Origin of the sequence: Nocardia sp. NPDC051463 (assembly GCF_040681975.1) — a bacterium.
Classification (GTDB): Bacteria; Actinomycetota; Actinomycetes; order Mycobacteriales; family Mycobacteriaceae; genus Nocardia.
On the sequence record NZ_JBFBAB010000047.1, the window covers coordinates 1 to 25773 of the forward strand.

The following is a 25773-nucleotide window of genomic DNA, read 5'->3' on the forward strand; positions in this document are numbered from 1 at the left end:
TAGACGCCCGACAGCAGCAGAATGATGAAGCTGTAGAGGGCGATCTCGCCGAGCAGGAACGACCAATGGGTCGGGAAGACCTTGTTGATCGACCGCTTCATGAACGACGCGGCCTGATACCGCTCATCCGCCGCGTTTACTTGGGCTGCGGCCTTACGACCGAGTGCTGAGGTCATGAACGACGCTCCCAATAGGCCGGGCCGAGCGGCTCGATGAAGTCGCCATTGGCGACCAAATAGCCCTCGGAGTTGACGGTGATCGGCAGCTGCGGCAGTGCGCGAGCGGCGGGACCGAAGACCGGCTTACCCCATTCGGTCGCCAAGAACTGCGACTGATGGCAGGGGCACAGGATCTTGTTGGTCTGCGACTCGAACAGCGAGGTGGGGCAGCCGAGGTGGGTGCAGATCTTCGAGTAGGCGAAGTAATCGCCGAAGTTGAAGCTCTCCTGGCCCTTGCGCTTGATGGCCTTCTGCGCGTCTTCGGTGCGCAGCCGGATCATCATGACGGCGTTACGGATTCCGCGCAGCGACTGCAGCGTCGCGTGCTCGTCGCCACGCCACTTTTCCTTCCACGGGAAGACCGTCTCCATCGCGCCCGCGTCCATGTCCTCCGGACGCACGAGCACGATGTCCTCGGGGCGACCGGTGTCGCGGCGGATGTAGATGGTCTCGCCGGGGAAATCCGGAGTCCAGCCCGAGACCCACAGCGGCGACTTGTCGCCCTTGGCCCACGGGTTCTTGATCATGCCGCCGACGAACACCAGCAGCGCGCCGATACCGAGCACACCGACACCGGCGCCCGCCGTACGGGTGATCATCTTGCGGCGGCCGAGGGTCGAGGTCTCCAGCGCGTCGCTCAGCTCGGCGACCAGCGTGCGCCGCTCGACCTCGGGCGACCTGCCGTCGTGGCGCTCCTGGATGGACAGCTCAGCGGGGATGAACTTCTTGCGGATCAGCACCACCGCGACACCGATGACCAGCACCGCGATACCGAAGCTCAGGCCGACCAGCGGCGTGAACAGCGAGTAGGCGGCGTTGCCGTCCTCGCCGTTGCCCTTGTACTCCCAGGGCCAGAACAGGAACACACCGACGAGCGCCGCGGCGGCCAGGCCGGACACCGCGAACCAGAACGACACCTGCCGCTCGGCCCGCTTCTCGGCGCGGGTGCCCGGAATCGGGAACCGCTCACGCCGGTAGGCGACGTCGACGCCGTCCCGCGCGGTACCGAGCTGGACCAGCTCGTCCCGCGACATCGCGTCGAGCTCTTCCTCGGTGGGATCCAGGTTCACAGTGCTGTGATCGGACGTTGCCCCGGCTTGCTTGGTCACAGCGGGGGTCGCCTCATCTTTCGACAGCTCGATGCTGTCGTCGCCCTCATCCGGCCGACCCATGTCGTTTGACTCCTTATCCGTCATGACCTTGATCCGATCCACATCGCGGCGCCGACGACGAGCACGATGCCGACCACCCAGATGGCCAGACCCTCGGTCGCGGGACCGAAGCCGCCGAGACCGTACCCACCCGGGGCGCGCTCCTCGGTGGCGTTCTTGACGTAGGCGACGATGTCGCGCTTCTCTTCCGGGCTCAGCTGCCGGTCGGAGAACTTCGGCATGTTCTGCGGGCCGGTGAGCATCGCGTCGTAGATCTGCTGCTCGCTGGCGGGCTCCAGCGGCGGCGCGAACTTGCCGGAGGACAGCGCGCCGCCCCTACCGGTGAAGTTGTGGCAGGACGCGCAGTTCATCCGGAACAGCTCGCTACCGCGGGCGACGTCAGGGCCGCGCAGCGATTCCTGGGCGATCTCGCCGTTGGCCTCGCGCACCACGCTCGGACCGCCGCCATTGGCCGCCACGTACGCCATCAACGCATCGGTCTGATGCTCGTCGAACTTCGGTGGCTTGCGCTGCGCCTGGGCCTCGTTGCGCGCCATCGGCATCCGGCCGGAGGACACCTGGAAGTAGACAGCGGCTTCGCCGACGCCGATGAGGCTCGGGCCGCGGTCGACCACACCCTGCAGGTTCGCACCATGGCAGGTGACGCAGGAGGTTTCATACAGCTGCTTGCCGTCGCGGATCAGCGCGGACTGGTCCTCGTGTGCGGTCGCTACCTGCGGATCCGGCGTGAAAACCGAGGCGAGGAAGCCAGCTCCGACCAGACCCACCAGCAGCGCGAGCCCACCCGCGATACGGCGGCGTGCGCGGCGCTGCTTACGCGTCTTGCTGGCCTGGCCGCTATCGGGGCCCACGGGCTCTGGCGCTGACGGGGGAGATGAACTCATCTGTGTCCCTTTGGAGTAGACGGAACCGACTTGTACAAGATTGGGGGTTGCGGCTGTGACATCGGGGACGCACAGCGTCGGGCTCAGCGGACGAAGTAGATCGTGGCGAACAGCCCGATCCAGACGATGTCGACGAAGTGCCAGTAGTACGAAACGACGATCGCGGCGGTGGCCTGCGCCGGGGTGAACTTACTGACCTTGGTGCGGATCAGCAGGAACACGAACGCGATCAGACCGCCGATGACGTGCATGCCGTGGAAGCCGGTGGTGATGTAGAAGACCGAGCCGTAGGCGCTGCTCGAGATCGAGGTGCCCTCGTGGACGAGGTTCATGTACTCGTAGCCCTGGCCGAGCACGAAGAGGGTGCCCATGACCAGGGTGATCACATACCAGCGGCGCAGGCCGAACACGTCGCCCTTCTCGGCGGCGAACACACCCATCTGGCAGGTGAAGGAGGAAGCGACCAGCACGGTCGTGACCGGCACTGCGAGCTTCAGGTTCAGCTCGGTCGGCTCCGGCGGCCAGACACCGTGGGCCTGGGCGCGCGCGACGAAATACATCGCGAAGAGCCCGGCGAAGAACATCAGCTCGCTAGACAGCCAGATGATGGTACCGACGCTCACCATGTTTGGCCGGTTCAGCGAATGCACACGCTGAGTAATGGCCGATCCTGGGGTCCCTACTGCGGTCGTCACGGGGGTAAGTATGACTCGTCGTAGTACGACACAGGTACCCGGGTACGAAACTTGTCCGTCCGTGTCGGAAAACGCACGGACAGACAGGCTCTCGTGTCCGATTCGCCGCGCCTTCGACACGGCGTATCAGCAGCGCCTTCGGCCTCGCGTCCGACCAGCCGAGACTGGCGGTTCGCCGCATCGTCGCGACCGCTGGGACGGCGGCGCCCGTCGGACTCGTACCGAGGTGGCCGGGCGCCGTGCGTGCTGCCAGTCTGGCAGGCGACGGTAAGTAGAAGCTGAGACGAGGAGGCGGATGTGGCCCCACGGTGGTGGCGACGACTGCGGGGACAGCATGGGTCTGCGGCCCTGGATCCGGATGCTGCCGATCTGGTGGTTGTCGCGACGAGTTTCGACGACGCCGAGGCCTGTTCGGCGGTGCTGGCGCGGGCCGACGCATGGCAGCCCGACGCGCCGGCGGTGTTGCGCCATCATCTGCGTGTCCCCACCGAGCAGGTCGAGCGAGTGTGCGACATCGCAGCCCAGGACGGGTACGCGCCTGCCGAGCAGTCCGGGGCTGTGGGTTCGGATGACCTGGCACCGGTGATCCTGCAGCGGGTGCAAGTGCTCGATGCGCTGCATTGCTCGCAAGAACGCTCCCGCATGGTGGGGCTCGCGCAGCGGCACGACGGCACGGCAGACGGATGGGACGCACTGCAACCCGGTCACTCAACCGAGCAGCGGTAATACGGTCTGGCCCACTAAGCTCCATCGCGACAAACTGGTGTGCGAACCAGTGTGACGGGAGAAGTGGACATGAGGGCGCGCAGCGAGCGAACGATCGGCGCGGCCGTGCATCGCACGGTCATGCCGGAGCCGAGCCTCGGCGAGGCGGAGGCATGACGGCACGCAGCTGGCCCCAGGTGCTCGGGACCCTCGCCGACGGTGGCGACCTGGCCGCGGACGACACGGCTTGGGTGATCAACGAAATATTCACCGACAATGCGACGCAGGCGCAGATCGCTGCGTTCGGCGTCGCCATGAAGATCAAGGGTCCGACACCCGCCGAGCTGTCGGGTCTGGCTTCCGGAATGCTCGCGCACGCCCGTCTGGTCCACGTGGACGGCGATGCGGTCGACATCGTCGGTACCGGCGGTGATCGGTCCGGCTCGGTGAACATCTCCACGATGTCCGCGGTAGTGGTGGCCTCGGCCGGTGTGCCGGTGGTCAAGCACGGTAATCGGGCGGCGTCCTCCAAGAGCGGGGGCGCCGACGTGCTGGAGGCGCTGGGTGTGAAGCTGGCCCTCGGGCCTGCGGCGGTCGCCCGGTGTGTGCGCGAGATCGGCATCGGTTTCTGTTTCGCGCCGCTGTTCCACCCCGCACTGCGCTTCGCCGGACCCGCACGGAAAGAAATAGGCATCCCCACCGTTTTCAACGTGCTCGGCCCGCTCACCAACCCGGCGCAACCGCGTGCCGGGTTGGTCGGCTGTGCCTTCGCGGATCTACTGCCGGTCATCGCGGGCGTGTTCGCCGAGCGCGGCGCGAGCGCGCTGGTAGTGCGTGGAAACGACGGTTTGGACGAGATCACCACCTCCGACACCACCGCCGCCTGGATCGTCTCGAATGGACGACTACGAGAAGCGACGATCGACCCGGCCCGGCTCGGTATCGCCCGGGTCGATCTCGATGCGCTGCGCGGCGGGGACGCCGAGGTCAACGCGGGCGTTGCCCGTGATGTGTTCGCGGGCTCCCCCGGCGCGGTGCGCGACGCGGTCCTGGTGAACTCCGCCGCGGCGATCGTCGCCTACGACCTGTCCCAGGGCGTCGGTGATCCCGATGCCGATGTGCACGACGCGCTTGCCGGCGGTATCGAACGGGCCGCGGCCGCTATCGATGCGGGCAAGTCCGCCGCATTGCTCGACCGGTGGTCGAAGCTGACCAACACGCTCGGAGACAGCTGAATGAGCCGCACCTTTTGTCCGGATTCGCATCGTAGTGACAACTGCGTGTCGCGCCGCATGTCGTCAGTCCCGTTGCGTCATGGACGGTTACAGTGACGGCGCAAATCGGCGCCTCGCCCCACGTTCGGCGTCGGGCGGGCGCCGGCCGGCTCGACTTGCAAGGAGCACACACATGAAGCGGGGCGTTTACGCGGTACCGGGCGCACTGGCGGTGGCCGCAACGATCGCGGCCGCCCCCGCCGCCTTCGCGGCGCAGGGCACCTTGGTCGTCAACAACACCGTGTACCGCCAGCCCTCGGGTTGCATGCAGATCAGTGCCGGGTTCGCGGCGTTGGCCCTCGAGAACCACACCGACCACAGAGTGACCATCTTCAGCGGTTCCGCCTGCCGCGGCGATGTGACGGCAACCCTCATGCCGGGTGAAGCCCGTGCCTCCAGCGGGTCCTCACTCCAGATCGGCTGATCCGCTCTGTCCCGGCTCACTCCCCCAGCGAGAAACCGGCCTCCACGTCCGCGCTGGAATAAGACTTGAACGCGATGTGGGTGATCGTGCGCGCGACACCGGGTGTTTTGTCGATACGGTCGGTCACCACCTCGGCGATCTGCTGGTGATCGCGCACCCGCACGATCGCGATCAGATCGACATCGCCTGCACACGAGTAGACCTCGGCGACACCGTCGGTGTCGGCGAGCGCCTGCGCGGTCTCCGGGATCCGGGCATTCTCGGCGTTGATCATGACGATCGCGGTAATCATGGGTGTCAGCCTAATGCGCACAACCTGCGGCAGTCCGTCGGTAATCTGCGCCGGGCCGAGCGCAGGCGAGGCAGCCGCCTCGGTGCTCGACGTACGTCTCTTCGGCGGGTGCGGCATGCCCCGCGGCATCCGCTATTTCCACCCATCCCATCCAGCGACCTGCCCCATAGGCGGGTTCGTGATAGCCGTCGGTGGTGCGCACTATCCGGGCCCCCGGGCGCGCCAGCCAGCGTGCGACCAGTGCTACTTCTTCCGGCGATGCCCCGCGCAGCGGAGGCATAGTCGACGCGGTGTTCCGATGTATCGCCGCAACACGGGGCGACCGTGAACCTCCAGAGCCCGCGCCGACCACCGCATCGCTGCCGCCGACACCATCGTCTTCGCCTTCGCTGACACCATCGCCTTCGCCTTCGCTGACACCATCGCCTTCGCCTTCGCTCTCACCATCGCCATCGGCATCGGCATCGGCATCGGCATCGGCATCGCCATCGGCATCGGCATCGGCATCGGCATCGGCATCGGCATCGGCATCGGCGGACCGGAGCGCACCGGAGCCCGGGTCACCACCGGTGGGGATGACGGTTTCCGATGCGGCAACAATGTGTTCGACGACCGGCATCGGCGAGACACCTCGCGCCGCGTTGCCCGCGCCCGCGAGGCGGCCGTAGCGGATCACCGAGAATTCCCATCCGCCTGAGCCATTCGGGTGCGCGACGATCAGCTCGGCAATCCTGGCGACGGCGGCCAGGCGCTGGGTGCGGCGCAGCGCGCGCACGACCGCGACCATCCGATCGCGCAGTCGGGCAGCTGCTTCGAAATGTTCGGCACGCGAATGGGTTTCGAGACGGTCGAGCATGGCGCGCAGCGGCACGTCGGAACTACCCGCGAACAGTGCACGGACAGCCGCAGACGCCGGCGCGTATTGCTCTCTATCAATAGGGATGCCGGTGACAACCGCGGCCGGGCAGCCGCCGACCATCGCATGCGGGCAATCATGCAGGCCCCCAACCGATAACCGAGTGGTGCAGGTGCGCAGCCCGGTGTACTCGGCGACGGTGACCGCCACTTCGGTGGCATCCATCCGAGAGTTGAAGGGACCCAGTGCATCCCGGTTCGGCGTTCGGACGATCGCGAAGCGTGGGAAGGGTTCGTCGGTCAGTGTGACCCACCAGGCACGCTTGGGAAATTTCGAGCGCCGGTTATAGGGCGGGGCGTGCGCAACGAGCAGCCGCAGCTCACGCACCCCCGCTTCCAGCGCGTGCGCGCACACCACGTGATCGACACGGGTGGCCAGCGACACCATCTCCTTCATCCGCCCCCTTGTCTCGGAACCGGTGAAGTAGTTGCGAACTCGGCGGCGCAGGTTCACCGCGGTGCCGATGTAGAGCACCTCGTCGGAGGGGCCGCGGAAGAGATAGACGCCGGGACTCGCGGGCAGGTCGGTGGCGAACACGCGCTTGGCGCGCTGCCGGGAGGTCACCCCCGGCAGATAGTCGAGCAGTTCGGTGAGGCTGTGTACCCCCTGATTGCCCACGCGGGCGATCAACGCGTGCAGGACCTCGACGGTGGCCCGCGCATCGTCGAGGGCACGGTGCGTCGGCCGCGTGGTCGCGCCGAGCAGTGGAGCGAGCAGCCCGAGCCGGACCGAGGGTGCCTCGTCGCGGGTGAGCACCCTCCTGGCCAGTTTCACGGTGCACAGCACCGGCGCCGAGGGCCACGCGGTTTCGCTGCGGGCCGCCGCGGCGCGCAGGAAGGACATATCGAACCGCGCATTGTGGGCGACCAGGACAGCGCCCGCCGCGAACTCCAGGAAACCCGGCAGCACCGCCTCGATCCGCGGCGCTTCGTAGACCATGGCGGTGGTGATCCCGGTGATCTGCACGATGGCGGGTGGGATGTCCCGCCCGGGGTTGACGAGAGTGGCGAATTCGCCGAGCACCTCCCCGCCGCGCACCTTCACCGCACCGATCTCGGTGATCGCGTCGCCCTGCGGGCTGGTGCCGGTGGTCTCCAGGTCGACGACCACGAAGGTGGTGTCATAGAGCGGCGTATCGAGCTCATCGAAGGCCAGTTGCTTGGCGGCGGCCGGGCGCGGCACAGGGTCGGGCACGGCCTGGAGCGTATGGGGTGGGTCCGACATGAACGCGCGAGGAGCCGCGCGCGTTCGCACTCGAAATGTCCGTATTTATCCCCGAGGATTTCGATCTGGTACCCGCTAAATGATCTTCAATTCCCAAAAGTGACTCAGATCACATTATTAGCAGAATTGCATCAATCGATGGAGGTGGCCCGCCGCCACGAGGTCAGTGCCACAGGCGCGCTACCGCGTGTCGCGCCGGGGCCGACCGCCCAGCCGGTGTCGAGTCGCTATCACCCTCACCGTCACCGCCGCGACCTCGGGGATGTCAGAAAATCTGAGCCACGGACCGAACTGGACCCCACACTCGACGCGCCTGGTGGCGACTCGGACGCCCCTCGATAACGGCCGGTTGTTATCGTTTCGTGATTGTTGTGACTCATCTCGCATTTCCCGCGACGCCGTTTTGTTGAATATCGACATTTCGGATGGACTCGACTTTACAAACCACCGTGATGTGTTCGTAACCTTTTTGAGACCTCACGGAGTTCCACCGCGCTGCAGGGCCGGTGAAACGAAGTCCGCTGCACCACCGGGTACAGCGTCGTGGGGCAGATTCGGAGTACCGCATCATGGCGATCAACACCGTCAAGCGACAGGCGCAGCGTGCCGTTGCCGCCGGAGCCGTCGGCGCTGCCACCATCGGCGCGTTCCTTCTTCCGGCCGCCCCCGCCGCAGCCCAGCCGGTGACCATCCCCGGCATCGGAACCTTCGAGGTTCCCAACGAGATCCCGATCCCGGCCGAAATCCCCGGCATCCAGCTGGGCAACCCGCCGACACTGCCCTTCATGGCGCCCATCAAGACCCTCGGCGAGGTCGCGCTCGACGCCGCGAAGTCCAAGCTCGGCGCGCCGTACGTCTATGGCGCCGCGGGCCCGAACGCCTTCGACTGCTCCGGCCTGGTCAAGTGGGCCTACGAACAGGCCGGCGTGGAGCTGCCCCGCACCAGCGGCGCTCAGCTCGCCGCCGGCGCCCCGATCTCGACCGACGATCTGCAGCTGGGCGACCTGGTGTCGTTCTACGGCGGCGGACACTCCGGCCTGTACGCGGGGGACGGCAACGTGATCCACGCGTCGACCTCCGGCACCCCGGTGATGATCGCCCCGATCTCGTCGATGCCGATCGCGGGCGCTCGCCGCTTCTGACCCTCTCACCCCGCGCTACGACACGGCGGGGCCGCGGGACGGCATACGTGATCAATTCGTGCCCTACTGGACACAGACGTACGCCATTCCGTAACCTAAATGAGACCTTCCGGAGCTGCGAGGAAGAGACCGCACGTTCTCGCAGCTCACGGAGCCGATGCGGCTCATCGAAGGCAATGCGGCTCATCGAAGGCAATGCGGCTCATCGAAGGCAATGCGGCTCATCGAAGGCAATGCGTCCGAGCACTTGACGAGAGAACGGGGCACGGCAGGCTGTGGCACAGCACCGGAGACACAGTACGAAACGTCTGGTGGGAGGGGCACTCGCGGCCGGAGTCCTGGCCGTATCGCTCTACGGTGGCAGTCCAGCCGGAGCCGATCCAGCCACCCTGCCGACCACGGCCGGCGAGGCCGTTCAGCAGATGATCGATCTGTCGCGGCAGTCCGAGCAACTCAACCAGCAAGCGCTGAACGTGCAGGCCGACCTCGATGCCAAACTCGCCGTCCAACGCGACGCCGACACCAAACTGTCCGCGAGCACCGAGGTCGCCGACAATGCGCGCAACGAGGTCCGCAAGTTCCAGCCGATGGTCGACCGCACGGTGATCGCCGCTTATCAGGGTGCGCGGACCAACCGCCTGTTCGCCGTGCTGGCGAGCAACTCGCCACAGCAACTGCTCGATCAGATGTCCACACTGGATGTGTTGTCGGCCAAGACCTCTGATCAACTGAACCTCTACAAGTCGGCGACCGCCGCCGCCACCGCGGCGGAAGCCGCCGCCCGCACCGCCGACGACGACGCCCGCGCCGCCGCGACCAAAGCGGATCAGGTACGTGCCGAGCTGGAACGCAAGCGCGCCGACCTGTCCGGTGCGATCGCGCAGGTGGTTTCGGCGTGGGGCACGCTGTCGGCCAGGGACAAGACCGCGCTGGCCGGCTCGCCCTTCCCCCCCGGCTTCGACCGCGACTCGCTACTGAGCGGCCTCGTGCCGGGTAGCGGAACCAGCGCCTTGGCCGCGGGACTCACCCGCATCGGCGACCCCTATGTCTGGGGCGCGACCGGTCCGAGCCAGTTCGACTGCTCCGGGCTGGTGCAGTGGGCGTTCAAACAAGTCGGCAAGGACGTGCCGCGCACCAGTTCGCAGCAGGCCGCCTACGGCACCCCGGTGGACAAGAAGGATCTGCAACCCGGCGACGTCGTGTTCTTCTACTCCGACATCTCCCATGTCGGCATCTACGCGGGTAACGGACTCATGCTGCACGCCTCCACTTTCGGTGTCCCGGTGGCCGTGGCACCCATGGGCTCGACGCCTTACCACTCCGCTCGACGATACTGAGTCGCTATGAGCGAACGCAGCAGTGTGGGGCAGGTCCGCGCGTGGCTATCGGCCCGGCGGCGATTCCAGTTCGTGGTCACCGTCGCGATGGTGATGCTGCTGACCGGCACGTGTGTCGGACTGCTGATGGTGGCGAACCCGGTGCTACCGAAACTGCGGGCCGCCCAGCAGGCCAGGGCCGAGAGCCTCGGGCAGGTCGCGGCCGCCGTCGACGATCCACGGCTGGCCCAGGTGCGCCGCACTGTCGAACCCTTCGGCGAACTCGTCACACGGGTAGTTCCCACCGGGGCCGGGCAGGAGTCGCTCGTCGTCGGCCATCCGGCCCAACGGATCGAAATCGATATCCTCGCACGCGAACTCGGCGCGGCGACCGCCGCCGTGACCGACCTGTGGGGTCCAGACTGGGCGCAGTCGGCGATGGTAGTCGTGGCGTCCGCGCCCGCCGAGTTCGCCACGCTGCTGCGCACCACCACCGACCTGCCCGCGGACGTCGCCGCCGCCTCCATCGCCGATCCGTTCGCCCCTGGCACCCGGCCGACAGCCCAGCGTGTTGTTTTCAGTCCTGACGCAGGCCGCCGCCTCTCCCCCGACGGACTGCGCACGCTGCTGCGCCACGAGCTCACGCACGTCGCCACCCGCGCCGAGACCGTCGACGGCGCGTCCCCCTGGATGCTGGAGGGCTTCGCCGAATACGTCGCCCACCGCGGCCAAGACCACCACTTCGGCGATGTCGCCCCCACCGTGACCACACGAGCCCGCGCAGGCGAACTCCCCACCGACCTCCCCGCGGCAGCCACATTCACCGGCAAACCGGCCGCCCTCGCCTACGAGCAGGCGTGGACGATCTGCGCCTACGTCGCCGACAAATACGACGAATCCCACCTGGTAGACCTCTACCGCCGCATCGCCGCGAGCAAACAGGACCCGGCCTCCGAGGACCGCATTCTGCAGGAAGTCCTGCACACCACCCGAGCGGACTTCGTCGCCGACTGGCGCGCCTGGCTCAGCCCCCACGTCGCCTGAGGTTCGCGAATCCCCACACCGACAGCGCATCTGACGCAGCTGCAAGAGCGCTGTCGGCACACTTGCCGACAAACAAGCCCTGCCAGCGATTTCGCAAGCACCCGGCAGGACCGAAGCGCACCCCGATCGCCGCACACCCAAAAGCCACACAGCGAGCCCTACACAACACCCGTCCGCAGCCAACTCTCGTTGCCGCGCCGAACCTGGTCGCGACCATCGACACCGAAGCCTCCCTCGGCACGATTACATCTCCCGAGCGACGCGAGACCCAGCACGCGCGACCGCGTCCCACCCCACACCGGCCCAGCCACCGAGGTCGCGAACATCCTCACCAACCCACCCACTCGGCACGACGATCGCTTTCGAGCCAGGCCCATCCAGCACGAGTGTTTCCGACCCCGTCCGACCTGCACACCAGCCCCCGCGCACTACCGAAGTCGCGAACCCATCGGCGCCCCGACTCGGCACGATGACACCTTCCGAACGCACAAAGACCCATCCCTGGACTTCGCAGCCCGTCCCTGCCCTCACAGCCGCCGCAGCGCATCCATCAAAGTCACGACCACAACCGACGACGCCCATTCGGCACGATGACGCCGTCCGAGCACAGCGAGACCCAGCACTAGAGTTCGCGGCCCAACTCGCTTCCGAGCCATCGAAGCGCATCCACCAAAGCCGCAACCTCAGCCACCCAACGCCCCCACTCGGCACGATGATGTCTTCCGAGCGCAGCGAGACCGAGCATTAGAGTTCGCGGCCCGTCTCGCTTCCGAGCCGTCGAAGCGCACGCGCCGAAGGCGCAAGTCTCGACGGCTCGGAAGCGAGACCAAGGGGGCCGCGAACACGCAGCGCCGAAGGCGCTGCAAAGACAACACAGTAGGTTGGTGCGCATGGCCCGAACTCTGCTGGTTACCAATGATTTCCCGCCTCGGCCAGGCGGTATCCAGTCGTATCTGCAAGCGTTGGCCGGTGAGCTGCCGCCGGATGATCTGGTTGTCTACGCACCGAGGTGGCGTGGCGACAGTCATCTGAAATTCGATGCCAAGCAGAAGTTTCAGGTGGTTCGGCATCCGACCACGTTGATGTTGCCGACGCCGCTGGTGATGCGGCGGGCGGCGCGGTTATTGCGTAGCGAGAACTGTGACACCGTCTGGTTCGGTGCGGCGGCGCCGTTGGCGTTGATGTCGCCGATGCTGCGGCGGGCGGGGGCCGAGCGCATTCTGGCGAGTACGCACGGGCATGAGGTCGGCTGGTCGATGTTGCCCGGCGCCAGGCAGGCGTTGCGGCAGATCGGTGAGCACACCGATGTCGTCACATATGTCAGTCGGTATACGCGTGGTCGGTTCGCCTCGGCGTTCGGCGCGAATGCGGCGTTGGAGTATCTGCCGCCCGGGGTGGACACCGAGGTGTTCCGGCCGGATCCGGCGGCGCGTGCGGAGCTGCGTGATCGTTATGGGCTCGATGATCGGCCGACTATTCTGTGTCTGTCTCGGCTGGTGCCCCGGAAGGGCCAGGATGCGCTGATCGTCGCCATGCGCGAGATCCGCGAGCGCGTGCCCGGCGCGGTGTTGGTGGTCGCGGGCGGCGGGCCACACGAGGAGAAGTTGCGCGGACTCGCGGCAGCGCTCGGTGTCGACGATGACGTGGTGTTCACCGGACGAGTGCCGTCCTCGGAGCTGGCCGCGCATCACACGCTCGCGGATGTCTTCGCGATGCCGTGCCGCACACGCGGTGCCGGTCTCGATGTCGAGGGGCTGGGCATCGTGTATCTGGAGGCGTCGGCCGCGGGGGTTCCGGTGGTGGCTGGGCGCTCGGGTGGGGCGCCGGAGACGGTGTTGGAGGGCAAGACCGGCCGGGTGGTGGACGGCCGCAAGACCTCAGAGATCGTCGAGGCGATTGTCGGCATCCTGTCCGATCGCGACGCCGCCGCCGAGATGGGCGCCGCGGGCCGAGCGTGGGTAGAGCAGCAGTGGCGATGGGATAGCCTCGGCGCTCGATTGCGCCACTTGTTGCGGTGAACACCACCCAACAGCACGGTATACCGCCGGTGGCTGCCTGTTACGACGTGAGCCGAGCGGAGCGGAGCATCGTCCTGGCAGGCCATCCATTACGCTCAGCGAGGTGAGCAGCATCCAGGTCGCAGATATGACCTTCGTCGCCGCCGACGGGTTCGCGGTCGCCGACGTCGTGTCGGCACCGAACAATTGGCGCCGCTGGTGGCCCGACCTCACCCTGGAGATCCGAGAGGACCGGGGCGACAAGGGAATCCGCTGGTCGGTGACTGGCGGGCTGACCGGAACCATGGAGGTATGGCTGGAACCCGCACTCGACGGGGTGATCCTGCACTACTTCCTACACGCCGAACCCTGGTCGGCGAACCGGATGTCGCCGCGTCAACTGCTCGCAGCCAATCGGGCACGACGGGTGGCGGGCAAGAACATGTCTTTCGAGGTGAAGGCGCGACTCGAGGCGGGCCGCCCGGCCGGCGTCGCACCCGCGAACGCATCCTGACGCGTACACCACACCACATCATCCAGGCCACAGCTCAATAGAAGGCACAGCACCGTATCTGGAAAGGAACCGTTGTCCGCCATGGCCGACAGGACCCAGAGGTCGATCATCATCGAGGCACCATCGCAGCAGGTGATGTCCGTCATCGCCGATCTGGAGTCCTACCCGGAGTGGGTTTCGGCGGCCAAGTCCGTCGAAGTATTGGACAAGAGTGCCGACGGCCGGGTTCGCACCGCGCGGTTCGTGCTCGACGCAGGCGTCGTCAAGGACACCTACGTGCTGTCCTACACCTGGCGTCCCGATGACAAGGCCGTCAGCTGGACTCTTGTCAGCGGTGACCTGCAGAAGGCACAGGACGGCACTTACGAACTCATCGACCAGCCCGATGGCACCACGCAGGTGACCTACGAGCTGACCGTCGACCTGAACATCCCGATGATCGGCATGTTCAAGCGCAAGGCCGAGAAGGTGATCACCGATACCGCGCTGAAGGAACTGAAGAAACGGGTCGAAGGCTGATCGCGCACAGTACCGCGCGCCGCACCCGGGTCGAGCTGTTCATCGGCAAAGGCGGAGTCGGTAAAACGACGTTGGCGTGCGCGACCGCGATGTCATACGCGCGGGCCGGCTCCCAGGTCCTGGTCGCCTCCCTCGACCAGGCACATTCGCTGGGCGACGCGCTCGGATTCCGATTCCCGCACGATGCGGGCACGGTGACCGGGATCACCAACGTCCTACCCGGCCTCGACGTCATCGAGGTGGATTCCCTTGCGCTGCTGGAGGATCGGTTTCACGACGTGGTGCGGATGCTGGCGTCGGATTCCGGGCAGGAGCACGGTATCGATGTCGCGGCGCTCGATCCCGCCGAGCTGACCGGACTGCCCGGCGTGCAGGAATTGTTGATGCTGGTGGAGATCACCGAGTTCGCGAACGAGGACGACTGGGATGTGATCGTGGTGGACTGCCCGCCCTCGGCGGACATGCTGCGCATCATCACCGCGCCCGACACGCTACTCGGCTACCTGGAACGCATCTGGCCACCGCACGCACGCGCGATGAGCACCATCGGTACCGATCTGCGCCGCGCGGTGCTGGCGGCGACCGTCGAGAAGGTTGTCGCCGCGGTCACCGAAGTGCGTGATCTGCTCGCCGACCACGACCGCACCGGGGCCCGGCTGATTACTGTCGCCGAACAGGTGACGGCCGCCGAATCCGAGCGGGTTCGCTCGGCGGCCGCCCTGCTGGGCCTACGGCTGGAGGCCGTCGTGGTGAACAAAGTGCTGCCGCCCACACCCGCGCCCGCGGAGCAGGCCGAGGCGGCGCATCCCGCGGTGGGTTGGTATCTGCACCGGCGTAGCGAACAACTGGATGTCATCGCGCGATTACAGCGTGATCTCCCGGGCATCCCGGTGGTGATCGCCCAGCACAGCGGCCCCGAACCGGTCGGGCTCGCTTCGCTGGCGGCGCTGTCGCATGCGGTGGACGCGGACTCGGCACTGCGCGACAATCCCGCAGAGGTTCGCACAAGTTCCGGGGATCCGGTGGTTCGATTGGAATCGGGCACCGGACTGCATTCGGTGTACGCGTTGCGGATGCACCTGCCCGTCGTCGATTCGGCGACGCTGCGACTGGGACGAGTGGAGGACGATTTGATCGTGGGAGCGGACGGGACCCGCCGCCGCGTGCGCCTGGCACCGGTGTTGCGGCGGTGCACGGTCGACGCGGCCGAACTCGACGATGGCTATCTGGTCGTCCGCTTTCGTCCCGACCCGGAGGCCTGGCCGACATGAGCGGCAGTGACGACGCGGGCGGCAAACGACAGCACGGCGGGGATAACCACAGTGCCCAGGCAGATTCCGCCCGCGGCCATCGTCCGGGATCGGGCGTTTTCGACGACGTCGATGGGCTCGGCGAGTTCGCGACGGAACTGAAATTGCTGGCCGAGGCCGTCTTGGAGCGAGTCGAACCGATGTTGCGGCATGCTGCCGTCGAAGGCCAGACCGAGTGGTCGAGTTGCCGTTGGTGCCCGGTGTGTGCGACCGCGGCGCTGGTACGCGGTGAGCACCACGACGTCCTCGCCGCGGTCGCAGAGCACGGCACCGCGATTGTCACGGTGCTGCGCGAGGCGCTGGCCGGGGTGCCCGTCGAGCCGGTGTGGCAACCCGACGACGATGCGCCGACAGCCCCATCGGACGATAACTCTGTGTCCCACCATCACACACCACGAGACGACTCGATGCCGAACAACGACAGCACACCAGAGCACCCGCGTGACGGTCACACCGCGCAGCACTCCGGCCGCAAGCGTTCCCGGTATGTCGGCATTCCCGTGACGATCAAGGCATGACGCGCCAGATGGCGGGCGCGCGTCCGCTGACGGTCGGTATCGACGTCGGCGGCACCAACATTCGCGCCTCGGTGGTCGACGGCGACGGCGAGATGCTCGACACCGTGCAGGCGCCGACACCGCATTCGGCGCGCGCTCTGGAAGACGCATTGGACCGGGTGGTCCGCGAGCTGTGCCGTCGGCACCCGATCGGCGCGGTGGGGCTGGCGGTGGCCGGGTTCATCACCGCCGACCGTTCGACCGTGCGGTTCGCACCGCACCTGCCGTGGAAGGACACTCCGGTCGCGCGGCGGCTGAGCGAGCGGCTCGAGCTTCCGGTGATCCTGGAACACGATGCCAATGCGGCGGCGTGGGCCGAATACCGATTCGGTGCGGCGGCGGGCGGACACAACGTCGTGCTCGTCGCGATCGGCACCGGCATCGGTGCGGCGCTGCTCATCGACGGCGAACTGTATCGGGGCACCCACGGTGTCGCGCCGGAGCTGGGGCATCTGCAGGTGGTGCCGGACGGTCGGGCCTGCCCGTGCGGAAAGCGCGGTTGCTGGGAAAGGTATTGCAGCGGAACAGCACTGGCCGACACCGCGATCGAGATGCTGGCCACCGACCCGGTGCATTCGACGGTGCTGGCCAGGGATATCTTCCGCGATCCCGGCTCGTTGACCGGACGTCGGGTCGCCGGGGCCGCACAGGACGGCGACCCGCTCGCGGTGCAGGTCATGGCGGACTTCGCCCGCTGGCTCGGACTCGGGCTCGCCTTCGTCAGCGACATTTTCGACCCGGATCTCGTCGTTATCGCGGGCGGAGTGAGCAGTTCGGCGCCGCTTTTCCTCGACGAGGCGCGCGAGGAATACGCCCGCGCGATCACTGGCGCGGGCCACCGCCCGCTGGCCAGAATCCGCACCACACAATTGGGGGAGGCCGCGGGCATGATCGGCGCCGCGGAACTCGCGCGGGCTACTCTCGCCGACACCGGTCGCGGCCGATCACGAGTCGCTCGTACCAGCCACTGAGAACAGACCAACCAGCCCCTGAGAACATGTGGTGAGATACGCCGCTCGGCTTGGATGTGATCTGCAACCAGCGGTAAAGTCGGCAATTGAAGCAGGTGTGCCCGCAACGATCCCGGTTTCGGGGGAAGGACGTCATGTTCTACTGGCTGCTGAAGTATGTGTTGCTGGGACCGTTCATGCATCTCTACAACAGGCCCACGGTCGAGGGTGTAGAGAACATTCCGGCGGACGGTCCGGCGATCATGGCGGGTAATCACCTCTCCTTCGCGGACTGGTTGTTCGCGCCGCTGCTGAGTCCGCGGCGAATCAACTATTTGGCCAAGGCCGAGTACTTCAACACCCCGGGCATCAAGGGCGCCTTCCAGAAGTGGTTCTTCACCACCTCCGGTCAGTTCCCCATCGACCGCACCGGCGCCGACGCCGCCGAGGACGCCCTCAACGCGGCGCGCAAGCTGCTCGATCAGAGCCGCCTCGTCGGCCTGTACCCCGAAGGCACCCGCTCCCCCGACGGCCGCCTGTACAAGGGCAAGACCGGTCTGGCGCGGCTCGCACTCGAGACCGGCGTCCCCGTCATCCCGGTTGCCGTCATCGGCACCGACGAGGTCAGCCCGCCCGGACCGTTCCGCTGGCGGCGCCGCAAGGTCACCGTCAAATTCGGTACCCCGATCGACTTCTCGCGCTACGAAGGCATGGGCGGCAACCGTTTCGTCGAACGCGCCGTCACCGACGAGGTCATGTACGAGCTCATGCAGCTCGGCGGCCAAGAGTACGTCGATGTGTACGCGGCCAGCCTCAAGAAGGGCGTCCCCTCCGGACCGCGCGAAGCCGCCCGCATTCCGGAATCGGCCGCCAGCTGATCCATTTCCTCCGGCCAGGAGCGCACGAGTCCGCGCTCCCGGCCGTTATCGTCTATCCGTGACGGTGCGCGCGAAGATCTGCGGGATCAGGTCCGAGGCAGATCTGCGCACCGCGCTGGCGGCCGGGGCCGATGCCGTCGGTTTCATCTCGGGTGTCACCCATCTCAGCGAAGACGCGCTCGACGCCGAGCAGGCCGCCGAATTCTCCCGTCTGGTACCCCCCTTCGTCACTCGAGTGCTGGTGACCCATCTGGAAGCGGCAGACGCGATTGTGGAGCTGGCCGAGCGCATCGGCGTCGACGTGATTCAAGTCCACGGCCTCGTATCGGCCGACACCGTCGGTGCCGTGCGTGCGAACGCCCGCGGTCGCAAGATCATCAAGGCGATCCATGTGGTCGGGCCGGAGGCGGTCGATGCCGCGCTACGGGCGGCGTCGGATTGTGATGCCGTGCTGCTGGATTCGCGCACCCGAGACCGGCTCGGTGGCACCGGACAGACCCACGACTGGTCGGTGAGTACGGCCGTTGTGACGGCACTGCGCGGCCTCGGCCGCCCGGTAATCCTCGCGGGCGGACTCGGACCGCACAATATCGTCGAGGCGATCGCGCGGGTCGACCCGTTCGCGGTGGACGTCAATAGCGGAGTCGAAACAGCCACGGGCGATAAGGATCCCGAGGCCTGCGCGGCCTTCGTGACGGCGGCACACCGGACCGGTCACACCTGTTAGCGCCGGCTATTCGAGAGCACATTTCGTCCAGAGGCTGAACGGCCCGGAGATGCCGTAGACCGTTTCGGCGTTGCTGATCGCTTTGCTTTCGGCCTCGGCAATGGTGTCGCCCCGTTCGGAACCCCAGCCGTCGGTTTCGCCGATGACGAGACTGACGCAGCCGTTGCGCGACCAGCGGGCGGGTGGGCAGCCGGTGCCGCACGCTGCCTCGGCCTCCTGCGCCGCGGCCTCGCCGCTGACCTGGCTGCGGACCCACGACACCTTGTCGGTCTGCGCGTTGTAAGTGGCGGCGATCCAGCGATCATCGGTATTCGGGACGCTCGTGGTGGTAGCCGCCGCGGGAGCAACCGGTTTGTCCGAGGTGGGTGCGGCCGGCGTGGTGGTCTGGTTCGCACCGGCGCCCGTGGCCTTGATGTCGGCCTGCTCGTTGTACTCGCGCACGCCGATGATCGCGGTGATCGCGAGCACCCCGACCAGGATCGAACCGAACACCACCACAAACCCGGTGGCGCCATCGTTTTCGTCGAGGAGCTCACCCTGTTCGTCCAGTTGCTCCGCCCGCGCGGACCGCCGAACCGGATCCCGCTCGGGCTCGTCCGGAAACGGCTGCCCAGGAGCATGCTGCCGCTCCGGAGGCGGCCGCCTCCGCGCACCCACAGGTCCACTCGGATACGGCGCGGCAGGCGACTGCTCCGCGGGCGGGCGGCGCAACGCTCCCGGACGGTGCGGCCCTGCGTCCGGAGACGAAGGATCACCCGACGGCTGCGACCGAGGTGGACGCACGGACCCGGACGGGTACGGCCGGCGAAGAGCCGAGGGCCCGGCACCAGCTTGCTCCCCGGGTCGACGCGGCGGAGAGTACCCCGCCGGAGGCTGCCGCCTGGATGGATGCACCCACTGATCCTCGAACTCATCCGCCCGGGAGTACGAGTCGTTCGATGATGGCTCTCTGGACGAAAGCTCCGCCGGTCGGGACCGCCCGGAAGGCGAGTACCCCGTCGGAGGCTGCCGTCGGGCGAGCCGCCCTGGCTCATTCGGGTACAACTCATCCGAAGGATGCCCACCGGAGCGCGGATCGACCTCTGGTCGGTGTGGCCCGGCCGGACGCGGAGGCTCGACGGGAGGCCGTTGTCTCGGCGGGTGGGCAGGCCCAGGCAGGTGCGGATATCCGGACGGCGGCGGCGCGCCGGGTGGTCGCCCGGAACCGGAGGGGTAGGGCCGATGGGACCGAGGCGGCTGCTCGGCCTCCGGTTGTTCGCTCGGCGGATGGACAGATCCAGGTGGCGACTGCCGCCCGATCGAAAATGACGGATCAGTCGGACGCTGTGGTCCCGAGGGACGAACGAACTCGGGTGAGTTCGGCGCGGACTGCTCGCGCGGTCGGTGCACGGGCTCGGAGCGGTAAGGCTGTCCAGGCCTGCCCGGTTCGTCTCCGGACGGACGCATCGGATACGGCTGCCGCAACGGCGCCTGCTGTCCGGCAGGGGGCTGCGGCCTCGGTCCGCGGACCGGCTCGGCCGGATCCAGCGGTTCGCCCGCCGGCCGGCGGGCCGGTGGAGCGGCATATCCTGGCGCGTATCGCTGCCCGGATGGAGGCGGGCTGGGCTGCTCGGGGTGGCGCCAAGGCGGGGATGACATCCGTCCCCCCAATCGTTCTCGTGCGAATAATCCAGCGGCCCCACCCTATCCGTCGGGCGCTCGACCTGCGAGGGTCGCGCACGCGAAACGGCTCGGCGGCCATCCGCCGGGCAGGCGGGGGACGGTATTCGTCGTCCCGCCATAGCGCCACATCTACGCCTTTCCGATGACGACCCCTCGCGGTAATTCGCGCGACGACCGTGCTCGCCCAACTCGCCGTGCTCGGCTGTACTCAGCGCCCGTGGCCGGTCAGCCGGGACGTGTGCTGGTGTCGCCGCGACAGCATCGATCTCGCCGCCCGCCGTCCAGCACGATGCCGATGAGCTGTGCAGCCATCTGTCCGAGGGCTTCCTCACCCGCACTGGACGAGCTCCCCGACGGACCGCGAACCCGGCCTGCCACGAGAATCCGAGCGGCAGTCCGAGATCGAGCGCGCGAAGAAACGTAAGCGGCTCGCTGTTCTCCAGCGATATCGGAGCCGGATTGCCAGCGACGGCGGCAAGGTATGCGCAATGATGCTCGGCACGGACGCGCCCCGTGCCCAACGACAGGACTACCGCTTGCTTCGTCACAGCAGCAGACCTGCTGCCGTGACATTCGCCCGCACGATACGACTCCCGCTCCGCATCAACGGGATCCGGGCCGCGATCCGACAGCATAGATGCGACGCCCCGACTTCCTCGTTCGGGGCGTCGCATCGGCCGCAGACTTCGGGCAACCGCCCGACGCCGCGTAAGAGGTTACGCCGCAACTATTTCGGCGGCAGCGGAACCCGCCCAAATTGGGCTTTATGCGGCGGTCGCACGGTTCGATCGAAGCAGTCGGGAGTGCGATCGGCCCCCGACAGGTGCGGCCGTAGCGTGTTCGCCGCAACACTCCCCGCCGTCCCGATAGACCAACGGGGAGTCGGCGGTTTCGGTTCCGGCCCAGTGGATTCCACCGACCGGGCGAGCCGGTGCGGACTCCAGAGCATGCGGTTGCGGTGGGCCACCCGCTCCGGTCCATCAAGCGATGGCATCGAGATGGGCGATGGCCTGATGACACCAACCACATCGGGCAAGGTGGCCCTTTGTGGCCACTCGCCGTGTCAACATTGTGCAAAGCCGAGTCAACCCGCCAACAGCCGTTCACCCGCCGTTGAGCTCATTGCGCAAAGGTTGCTCCCATGATTCTCGATGGTTCGGACTTCGGAGTCTCACGACGCACCTTGCTGCGTGCCGCCGCTCTCGGTCTCGTCGCGCCCCCCGCGATGGCCGCCTGCTCGTCCGCCGACGGCCCCACGCTCCTCCGCAACCGCCCGAATCTCACCCACGGCGTCGCGGTCGGCGATCCGCGCTCCGACGGCGCGCTGATCTGGGCACGATCGGATCAGCCCGCGAAGCTGATCGTGGAGACCGCGGCCACCGAATCATTCACCGACGCCAAGCGCTTCATCGGTCCGCTGCTGACCCCGGACTCCGACGGCACCGGCCGCGTACGGGTCAACGGCATGCCCGCAGGCCGGCAGGTCCACTACCGGGTGATCCTCGAAGGCGAGGACGGCGCGCGCTCCGAACCGATCACCGGTGTCTTCCGCACAGTCCCCACCGACGCGTCCGATATCAAGCTGCAGTGGTCCGGCGATGTCGTAGGCCAGGGCTACGGCATCAACCCCGACCTCGGCGGCATGAAGATCTTCTCCGCCATGGCCGCGCGCGACCCGCACCTATTCATCCACTCCGGCGACTCCATCTACGCCGACGGCCCGCTGCAGGAATCGGTGACGCTGCCCGACGGCCGAATCTGGCGCAATGTGGTGACGGAGGCGAAAAGCGCTGTCGCCCAAACCCTCGATCAGTTCCGCGGCAACTTCGCCTACAACCTGACCGACCAGAACTACCGTCGTTTCAACAGCTCGGTCGCCCAGGTCGTGCAGTGGGACGACCACGAAACGGTCAACAACTGGTACCCGGGCGGTCTGGTCGCGGCAGCCAAGGGCTACACCGAGCGCAGCATGGACACCCTGGCGACCCGCTCCTGGCAGGCCTTCCACGAGTGGATGCCGGTGGAGCCGAAGGAAGCGGTGGACGGGCGCCTCTACCGCAAGATCTCCTACGGCCCGCTACTGGATGTCTTCGTGCTGGACATGCGGACCTACAAGGACACCAACGACATCGACAACGGACCCAGCGGACGCATCTTCGGTCCCGCACAAACAACCTGGCTGATCGAAGGGCTGCGCGATTCCGAGGCCGCCTGGAAGATCATCGCCAACGATCTACCGCTCGGCGTGATAGTCAAGGACGGCGAGCAGAAGAACATCACCGCCTACGAAGGACCGGCCAACGGCGACCCCGGCGCACCGTCTGGTCGCGAAACCGAGGTCGCCCGAGTGCTCTCGGCGATCAAGGCGAACAAGGTGGGTGGCGTCGTCTGGCTGACCGCCGACGTGCACTACACCGCTGCCCACCGCTATTCCCCCGAACGCGCCACGTTCACCGACTTCGACGAGTTCTGGGAATTCGTCTCCGGACCGCTGAATGCCGGTGCGTTCGGCCCGAATCCGCTGGACGCGACCTTCGGCGCGGAAGCGGTCTTCGTGCATGCCCCACCCGTACAGAACACCGCACCGCTCGATGGCGCCTTCCAACATTTCGGTGAGGTCCTGATCGACGGTAAGTCAAGGGAACTGACGGTCAATTTATGCGACGCGACCGGATCGGTGCTGTTCAGCCAGCGGCTTTCTCCGGAGGTTCGGTAAGTGCAGGCTTCGGGCGAGCAGGGGAGGCCGCGCTGTGGTTAGCTTTCGTGCCATGAGCACGCCGCACACTGTCGCCGCCGAAGAATATCAACCCCGTGACACTGCGGATGTCGTTCGCACTGTGCGAGATTCACGCAACCGCGCCGATCGGCTCACCGTGCGCGGCGGCGAGCCGCTCGACGACGGGCTGGCGCTGCCCGATCAACGCACGGTGCTCTCGCTACGGCAGATGAACGCGGTGCTCGATCTCAATCTCGGCAGGCGCACGGTGCGGGTGCAGGCAGGCGCCAAGCTGTCCGATATCGACCGCAGACTCGGCGCGCACGGCCTCGGCCTGCCGATCGTCGGTGACCATCGCGACATCACCGCGGGCGGCTTCGCATCGGTCGGCGGGGTGAGCACGGCCTCGCACAAGTACGGCATGTTCATCGACCAGATCGTCGATCTGGAATACGTCGATACCGACGGACGCATCGGCACCTGCGGACGCAACCATCACACCGAGCGATTCCACCGGATCCTCGGTGCGGGCGGACGAGCGGGCATCATCACCGCGCTCACCCTCGATGCGATCGACATCGACAAGGACCACACCTGGCTGACCACCCACGCCGGCCGGTTCCTGGATTTCGACTCCTTCGTGGAACACGCCTATGCCGAGGTCGCCCACCCCGGCAACGCGGCATTGCAAGTGGGCCGCTGGGTCGACACCGCGCCGCTGAAGGTGTCGCGACCGGTCGGCACCGGGCATGTGCAGTTGGGCACGGTGCGCTTCGGCCAGTGGTCGAGCCTCTACCCCACCACGCCGACCCGATCGCTGCGGGCGCGGCGTGAGGTCGGCACCAAGACCAGAAAGTCGTTGGGCGTCATCGCCTCTGCCGCGGGCGGGCGCGCGGGCGCCCCGGTGCGCAACGCGGCGGCGGGCGCACTGATGTTCGCCCCGAAGGTGCTGACGCTGCGCGATGCGGAATACCTCGCTGATACCGTGATCAGCTCGTCCGAGCGCGGACCCGCCTACCGGGTGGCCATTTTCGCGCCGCTGTCGCGCTACACCTCGGTGTTCTACCGGCTGCACGATCTGTTTGCCGGACACCGGGAGCGGACCGGATGCTTCACCGTCATCTCCGCGATGACCTACGGCGTGCGCTCCAAGTACCTGCGCTCGGAGGCCGAGGTACACAATCTGCCCGCGGAGGACCACGGTCTGATCACCTTCACCTGCCGTTTGCGGCCCTCGGCGCTGCCCTCGGAACTGTTGCGCGACATCGTGTCCGGAATCGACGAGATCTGCCGTTCCGAACAGGCCCTGCGCTACGACTCCACGAACTGAACTCCTCCTGCGCCGCACACAGTCGCCAGCCGGTAGCTCTTCGCTGTCGGCGGGCACGCGGTCCGACTTCGGCACTGGCGGCGGTGCCGATGCGGGGGTTCAGCTCATCTCCGGTGCGGGGTGCTGGTCCGATGCTCGAATTTCGCCCCGCCCCAACCCCGATTCATCGATCGCAGGCGGCAATGACCGGCCGAATTGCTCACCCCGGCCCGCTTCGGACCGCGCCTGCCTATCTCCTTTCGACCGGTCGCCGCCGTCGCAGACCACCCCACAACCGAAAAGCGGGTTCGAACATCCTGGCCCAGTGGAACGGCCGCGCAACCTCGCGGGCGGGAGGTCGACGAGGCGCTGCCCGCAAGGCTCGACCAGAACGGACACTGTCGTTGGTCCCGCTCGGCGCCATCAGCCGTAGTCGGCCCCGGTAGGAGGTACGTTATCGCTGGTCAACGGCATGACTGAGATGCCTTCCGTATCGTCCGAATCCACGAGTCGACCATCGACGTCCACACGGGACCATGACCCGTCCGAATGCTGAACGACAGCGTCACTGATGAGAGGGGCGATCGCCAGTTTGTGGGCGGTGTCCTCGTGGAAGACCGCGAGCAGCGCTTGTACCGATGGGGCCATCTCGTCGGGTGGCAGGTATCTGATCATGTCGGACACCGGTTCACGCCCCGCCGTGGTGTCGGACCCGGCGCTGACAGGCCGGGCGATCCCAGCACGGTCGGTCATCGACCACCCGGACAGCTGTCCATCGGCATCGCCGCAGCGCGTCGCCGCCGGTGTGCATCTCGATGCGGCCATCGAGAATTGACACCCATTTCCAACACGAATGCTGCGGGCATATCACCTTGATCAGGGACCCGTCCGCGCCGAAACCACTTCCACTGCAATGAGACAGAGTGATCCACGGTCCACAATCGCTGCTGTCACACATGAGCGAAACTCGCTGCCCGGCCACGTTCCGCGCGCAGTCGAATCGAGCCGACGACCACCAAGCCCGACATACGAAATGCGGTGTCCGGCCGACTGATCCAACGACGGAACATTCCCCCGCGATCCACCGGCGAGGGCAACGCGATCGAGCCGCCCTCCCGCACCACCGTGCCACCCGACCTGGTCAGTTCAGAAACAGAGTAGGACGCTTTCACCACAGGCGTGAACGACGGGGAACTCGACCACCCGAACGTAGTCGAATGGTGGTCGCCCAGGCCCTTGGGTTCAAGGGGTGGATGCAACACCCACCCCTTGAACCCCGTGGAGTGTTGCGATGGCGCTGCCGCCGTTGAATGTTGTGACTTGCTTGT

At 67.0% G+C, this 25773-nt stretch carries 23 protein-coding genes and 1 pseudogene; 17 read left to right on the forward strand and 7 right to left on the reverse strand.

Translation table 11 applies throughout. The annotated features are described in order from the left end of the window. The 4 genes and pseudogenes from AB0M74_RS33855 to AB0M74_RS33870 all read right to left on the reverse strand — a co-directional run. Positions 1-176: pseudogene (locus tag AB0M74_RS33855) on the reverse strand (cytochrome b); the annotation flags it as partial. Then, positions 173-1390, reverse strand: a complete 1218-nt coding sequence (locus tag AB0M74_RS33860) for a ubiquinol-cytochrome c reductase iron-sulfur subunit (RefSeq protein ID WP_366530386.1) — start codon at positions 1388-1390, stop codon at positions 173-175. The pseudogene AB0M74_RS33855 and the gene AB0M74_RS33860, both read right to left, overlap by 4 nt. Positions 1391-1410: 20 nt before the next feature. Continuing rightward, positions 1411-2274, reverse strand: coding sequence for a cytochrome c (locus AB0M74_RS33865; RefSeq protein WP_366530387.1), 864 nt, complete (start codon positions 2272-2274; stop codon positions 1411-1413). 83 nt (positions 2275-2357) lie between these two features. After that, positions 2358-2969, reverse strand: a complete 612-nt coding sequence (locus AB0M74_RS33870; protein WP_366530388.1) for a heme-copper oxidase subunit III — start codon at positions 2967-2969, stop codon at positions 2358-2360. A gap of 297 nt (positions 2970-3266) precedes the next feature. Between AB0M74_RS33870 and AB0M74_RS33875 the strand changes: the two genes are divergently transcribed. From AB0M74_RS33875 to AB0M74_RS33885, 3 genes are all read left to right on the forward strand, one after another. Beyond that, positions 3267-3695: a ribonuclease E inhibitor RraB gene (locus AB0M74_RS33875; RefSeq protein ID WP_366530389.1), complete on the forward strand. Its 429-nt coding sequence runs from the start codon at positions 3267-3269 to the stop codon at positions 3693-3695. Between the two features lie 152 nt (positions 3696-3847). Beyond that, positions 3848-4909, forward strand: a complete 1062-nt coding sequence (gene trpD, locus AB0M74_RS33880; protein ID WP_366530390.1) for an anthranilate phosphoribosyltransferase — start codon at positions 3848-3850, stop codon at positions 4907-4909. A 172-nt stretch (positions 4910-5081) separates the two neighbouring features. Then, positions 5082-5372 (forward strand): hypothetical protein, encoded by a 291-nt coding sequence (locus AB0M74_RS33885; RefSeq protein WP_366530391.1) that lies wholly within the window; start codon positions 5082-5084, stop codon positions 5370-5372. Positions 5373-5388: 16 nt separating this feature from the next. On the opposite strand, the gene AB0M74_RS33890 is transcribed toward AB0M74_RS33885, so the two are convergent. After that, positions 5389-5664: an Lrp/AsnC ligand binding domain-containing protein gene (locus tag AB0M74_RS33890; RefSeq protein ID WP_366530392.1), complete on the reverse strand. Its 276-nt coding sequence runs from the start codon at positions 5662-5664 to the stop codon at positions 5389-5391. A 10-nt stretch (positions 5665-5674) separates the two neighbouring features. Then, on the reverse strand, positions 5675-7804 hold the full coding sequence (locus AB0M74_RS33895) for a DEDD exonuclease domain-containing protein (RefSeq protein ID WP_366530393.1): 2130 nt from the start codon (positions 7802-7804) through the stop codon (positions 5675-5677). A 569-nt stretch (positions 7805-8373) separates the two neighbouring features. Between AB0M74_RS33895 and AB0M74_RS33900 the strand changes: the two genes are divergently transcribed. From AB0M74_RS33900 to AB0M74_RS33950, 11 genes are all read left to right on the forward strand, one after another. After that, positions 8374-8946 carry a C40 family peptidase gene (locus tag AB0M74_RS33900; RefSeq protein WP_366530394.1) on the forward strand — a complete coding sequence of 191 codons (573 nt, stop codon included), beginning with the start codon at positions 8374-8376 and terminating at the stop codon, positions 8944-8946. Positions 8947-9257: 311 nt separating this feature from the next. Next, on the forward strand, positions 9258-10283 hold the full coding sequence (locus AB0M74_RS33905) for an NlpC/P60 family protein (protein WP_366530395.1): 1026 nt from the start codon (positions 9258-9260) through the stop codon (positions 10281-10283). Between the two features lie 6 nt (positions 10284-10289). Continuing rightward, positions 10290-11306, forward strand: coding sequence for a hypothetical protein (locus tag AB0M74_RS33910; RefSeq protein ID WP_366530396.1), 1017 nt, complete (start codon positions 10290-10292; stop codon positions 11304-11306). Positions 11307-12196: 890 nt separating this feature from the next. Then, positions 12197-13324, forward strand: coding sequence for a glycosyltransferase family 4 protein (locus tag AB0M74_RS33915; RefSeq protein WP_366530397.1), 1128 nt, complete (start codon positions 12197-12199; stop codon positions 13322-13324). A gap of 103 nt (positions 13325-13427) precedes the next feature. Beyond that, a complete protein-coding gene (locus AB0M74_RS33920) occupies positions 13428-13817 on the forward strand; it encodes a polyketide cyclase / dehydrase and lipid transport (RefSeq protein WP_366530398.1) in 390 nt (129 codons plus the stop codon). Between the two features lie 81 nt (positions 13818-13898). After that, positions 13899-14336 carry an SRPBCC family protein gene (locus tag AB0M74_RS33925; RefSeq protein ID WP_366530399.1) on the forward strand — a complete coding sequence of 146 codons (438 nt, stop codon included), beginning with the start codon at positions 13899-13901 and terminating at the stop codon, positions 14334-14336. Between the two features lie 35 nt (positions 14337-14371). Beyond that, positions 14372-15607 carry an ArsA family ATPase gene (locus AB0M74_RS33930; protein ID WP_366530407.1) on the forward strand — a complete coding sequence of 412 codons (1236 nt, stop codon included), beginning with the start codon at positions 14372-14374 and terminating at the stop codon, positions 15605-15607. Continuing rightward, positions 15604-16164 (forward strand): hypothetical protein, encoded by a 561-nt coding sequence (locus AB0M74_RS33935; protein WP_366530400.1) that lies wholly within the window; start codon positions 15604-15606, stop codon positions 16162-16164. Before AB0M74_RS33930 ends, AB0M74_RS33935 begins: the two co-directional genes overlap by 4 nt. Further along, complete coding sequence (locus AB0M74_RS33940; RefSeq protein WP_328411316.1) at positions 16161-17174, forward strand: ROK family glucokinase; 1014 nt, start codon at positions 16161-16163, stop codon at positions 17172-17174. Before AB0M74_RS33935 ends, AB0M74_RS33940 begins: the two co-directional genes overlap by 4 nt. Before the next feature lie 134 nt (positions 17175-17308). After that, positions 17309-18031: a lysophospholipid acyltransferase family protein gene (locus AB0M74_RS33945; RefSeq protein ID WP_366530401.1), complete on the forward strand. Its 723-nt coding sequence runs from the start codon at positions 17309-17311 to the stop codon at positions 18029-18031. A gap of 58 nt (positions 18032-18089) precedes the next feature. Beyond that, complete coding sequence (locus AB0M74_RS33950; RefSeq protein ID WP_366530402.1) at positions 18090-18758, forward strand: phosphoribosylanthranilate isomerase; 669 nt, start codon at positions 18090-18092, stop codon at positions 18756-18758. A 6-nt stretch (positions 18759-18764) separates the two neighbouring features. Here the strand turns inward: AB0M74_RS33950 and AB0M74_RS33955 are convergent, their stop codons facing one another. Further along, positions 18765-19415, reverse strand: coding sequence for a DUF4189 domain-containing protein (locus AB0M74_RS33955; protein WP_366530403.1), 651 nt, complete (start codon positions 19413-19415; stop codon positions 18765-18767). Between the two features lie 2146 nt (positions 19416-21561). Between AB0M74_RS33955 and AB0M74_RS33960 the strand changes: the two genes are divergently transcribed. From AB0M74_RS33960 to AB0M74_RS33970, 3 genes are all read left to right on the forward strand, one after another. Further along, the gene (locus tag AB0M74_RS33960) at positions 21562-23136 is read left to right on the forward strand and encodes an alkaline phosphatase D family protein (protein ID WP_366530404.1); all 1575 of its coding nucleotides are present in this window, start codon (positions 21562-21564) and stop codon (positions 23134-23136) included. 52 nt (positions 23137-23188) lie between these two features. Further along, on the forward strand, positions 23189-24466 hold the full coding sequence (locus AB0M74_RS33965) for an FAD-binding oxidoreductase (RefSeq protein WP_366530405.1): 1278 nt from the start codon (positions 23189-23191) through the stop codon (positions 24464-24466). A gap of 652 nt (positions 24467-25118) precedes the next feature. Next, positions 25119-25280, forward strand: coding sequence for a hypothetical protein (locus tag AB0M74_RS33970; protein WP_366530406.1), 162 nt, complete (start codon positions 25119-25121; stop codon positions 25278-25280). Positions 25281-25773 lie beyond the last annotated feature (493 nt).

Excerpts from the sequence above, each read along its gene's own strand:
- AB0M74_RS33860 (WP_366530386.1), bottom strand. The coding sequence starts at position 1,390 with ATGGGTCGGCCGGATGAGGGCGACGACAGCATCGAGCTGTCGAAAGAT.
- AB0M74_RS33865 (WP_366530387.1), bottom strand. The coding sequence starts at position 2,274 with ATGAGTTCATCTCCCCCGTCAGCGCCAGAGCCCGTGGGCCCCGATAGC.
- trpD (WP_366530390.1), top strand. The coding sequence starts at position 3,848 with ATGACGGCACGCAGCTGGCCCCAGGTGCTCGGGACCCTCGCCGACGGT.
- AB0M74_RS33885 (WP_366530391.1), top strand. The coding sequence starts at position 5,082 with ATGAAGCGGGGCGTTTACGCGGTACCGGGCGCACTGGCGGTGGCCGCA.
- AB0M74_RS33890 (WP_366530392.1), bottom strand. The coding sequence starts at position 5,664 with ATGATTACCGCGATCGTCATGATCAACGCCGAGAATGCCCGGATCCCG.
- AB0M74_RS33895 (WP_366530393.1), bottom strand. The coding sequence starts at position 7,804 with ATGTCGGACCCACCCCATACGCTCCAGGCCGTGCCCGACCCTGTGCCG.
- AB0M74_RS33900 (WP_366530394.1), top strand. The coding sequence starts at position 8,374 with ATGGCGATCAACACCGTCAAGCGACAGGCGCAGCGTGCCGTTGCCGCC.
- AB0M74_RS33910 (WP_366530396.1), top strand. The coding sequence starts at position 10,290 with ATGAGCGAACGCAGCAGTGTGGGGCAGGTCCGCGCGTGGCTATCGGCC.
- AB0M74_RS33915 (WP_366530397.1), top strand. The coding sequence starts at position 12,197 with ATGGCCCGAACTCTGCTGGTTACCAATGATTTCCCGCCTCGGCCAGGC.
- AB0M74_RS33925 (WP_366530399.1), top strand. The coding sequence starts at position 13,899 with ATGGCCGACAGGACCCAGAGGTCGATCATCATCGAGGCACCATCGCAG.
- AB0M74_RS33935 (WP_366530400.1), top strand. The coding sequence starts at position 15,604 with ATGAGCGGCAGTGACGACGCGGGCGGCAAACGACAGCACGGCGGGGAT.
- AB0M74_RS33940 (WP_328411316.1), top strand. The coding sequence starts at position 16,161 with ATGACGCGCCAGATGGCGGGCGCGCGTCCGCTGACGGTCGGTATCGAC.
- AB0M74_RS33945 (WP_366530401.1), top strand. The coding sequence starts at position 17,309 with ATGTTCTACTGGCTGCTGAAGTATGTGTTGCTGGGACCGTTCATGCAT.
- AB0M74_RS33960 (WP_366530404.1), top strand. The coding sequence starts at position 21,562 with ATGATTCTCGATGGTTCGGACTTCGGAGTCTCACGACGCACCTTGCTG.
- AB0M74_RS33965 (WP_366530405.1), top strand. The coding sequence starts at position 23,189 with ATGAGCACGCCGCACACTGTCGCCGCCGAAGAATATCAACCCCGTGAC.
- AB0M74_RS33970 (WP_366530406.1), top strand. The coding sequence starts at position 25,119 with ATGTCGGACACCGGTTCACGCCCCGCCGTGGTGTCGGACCCGGCGCTG.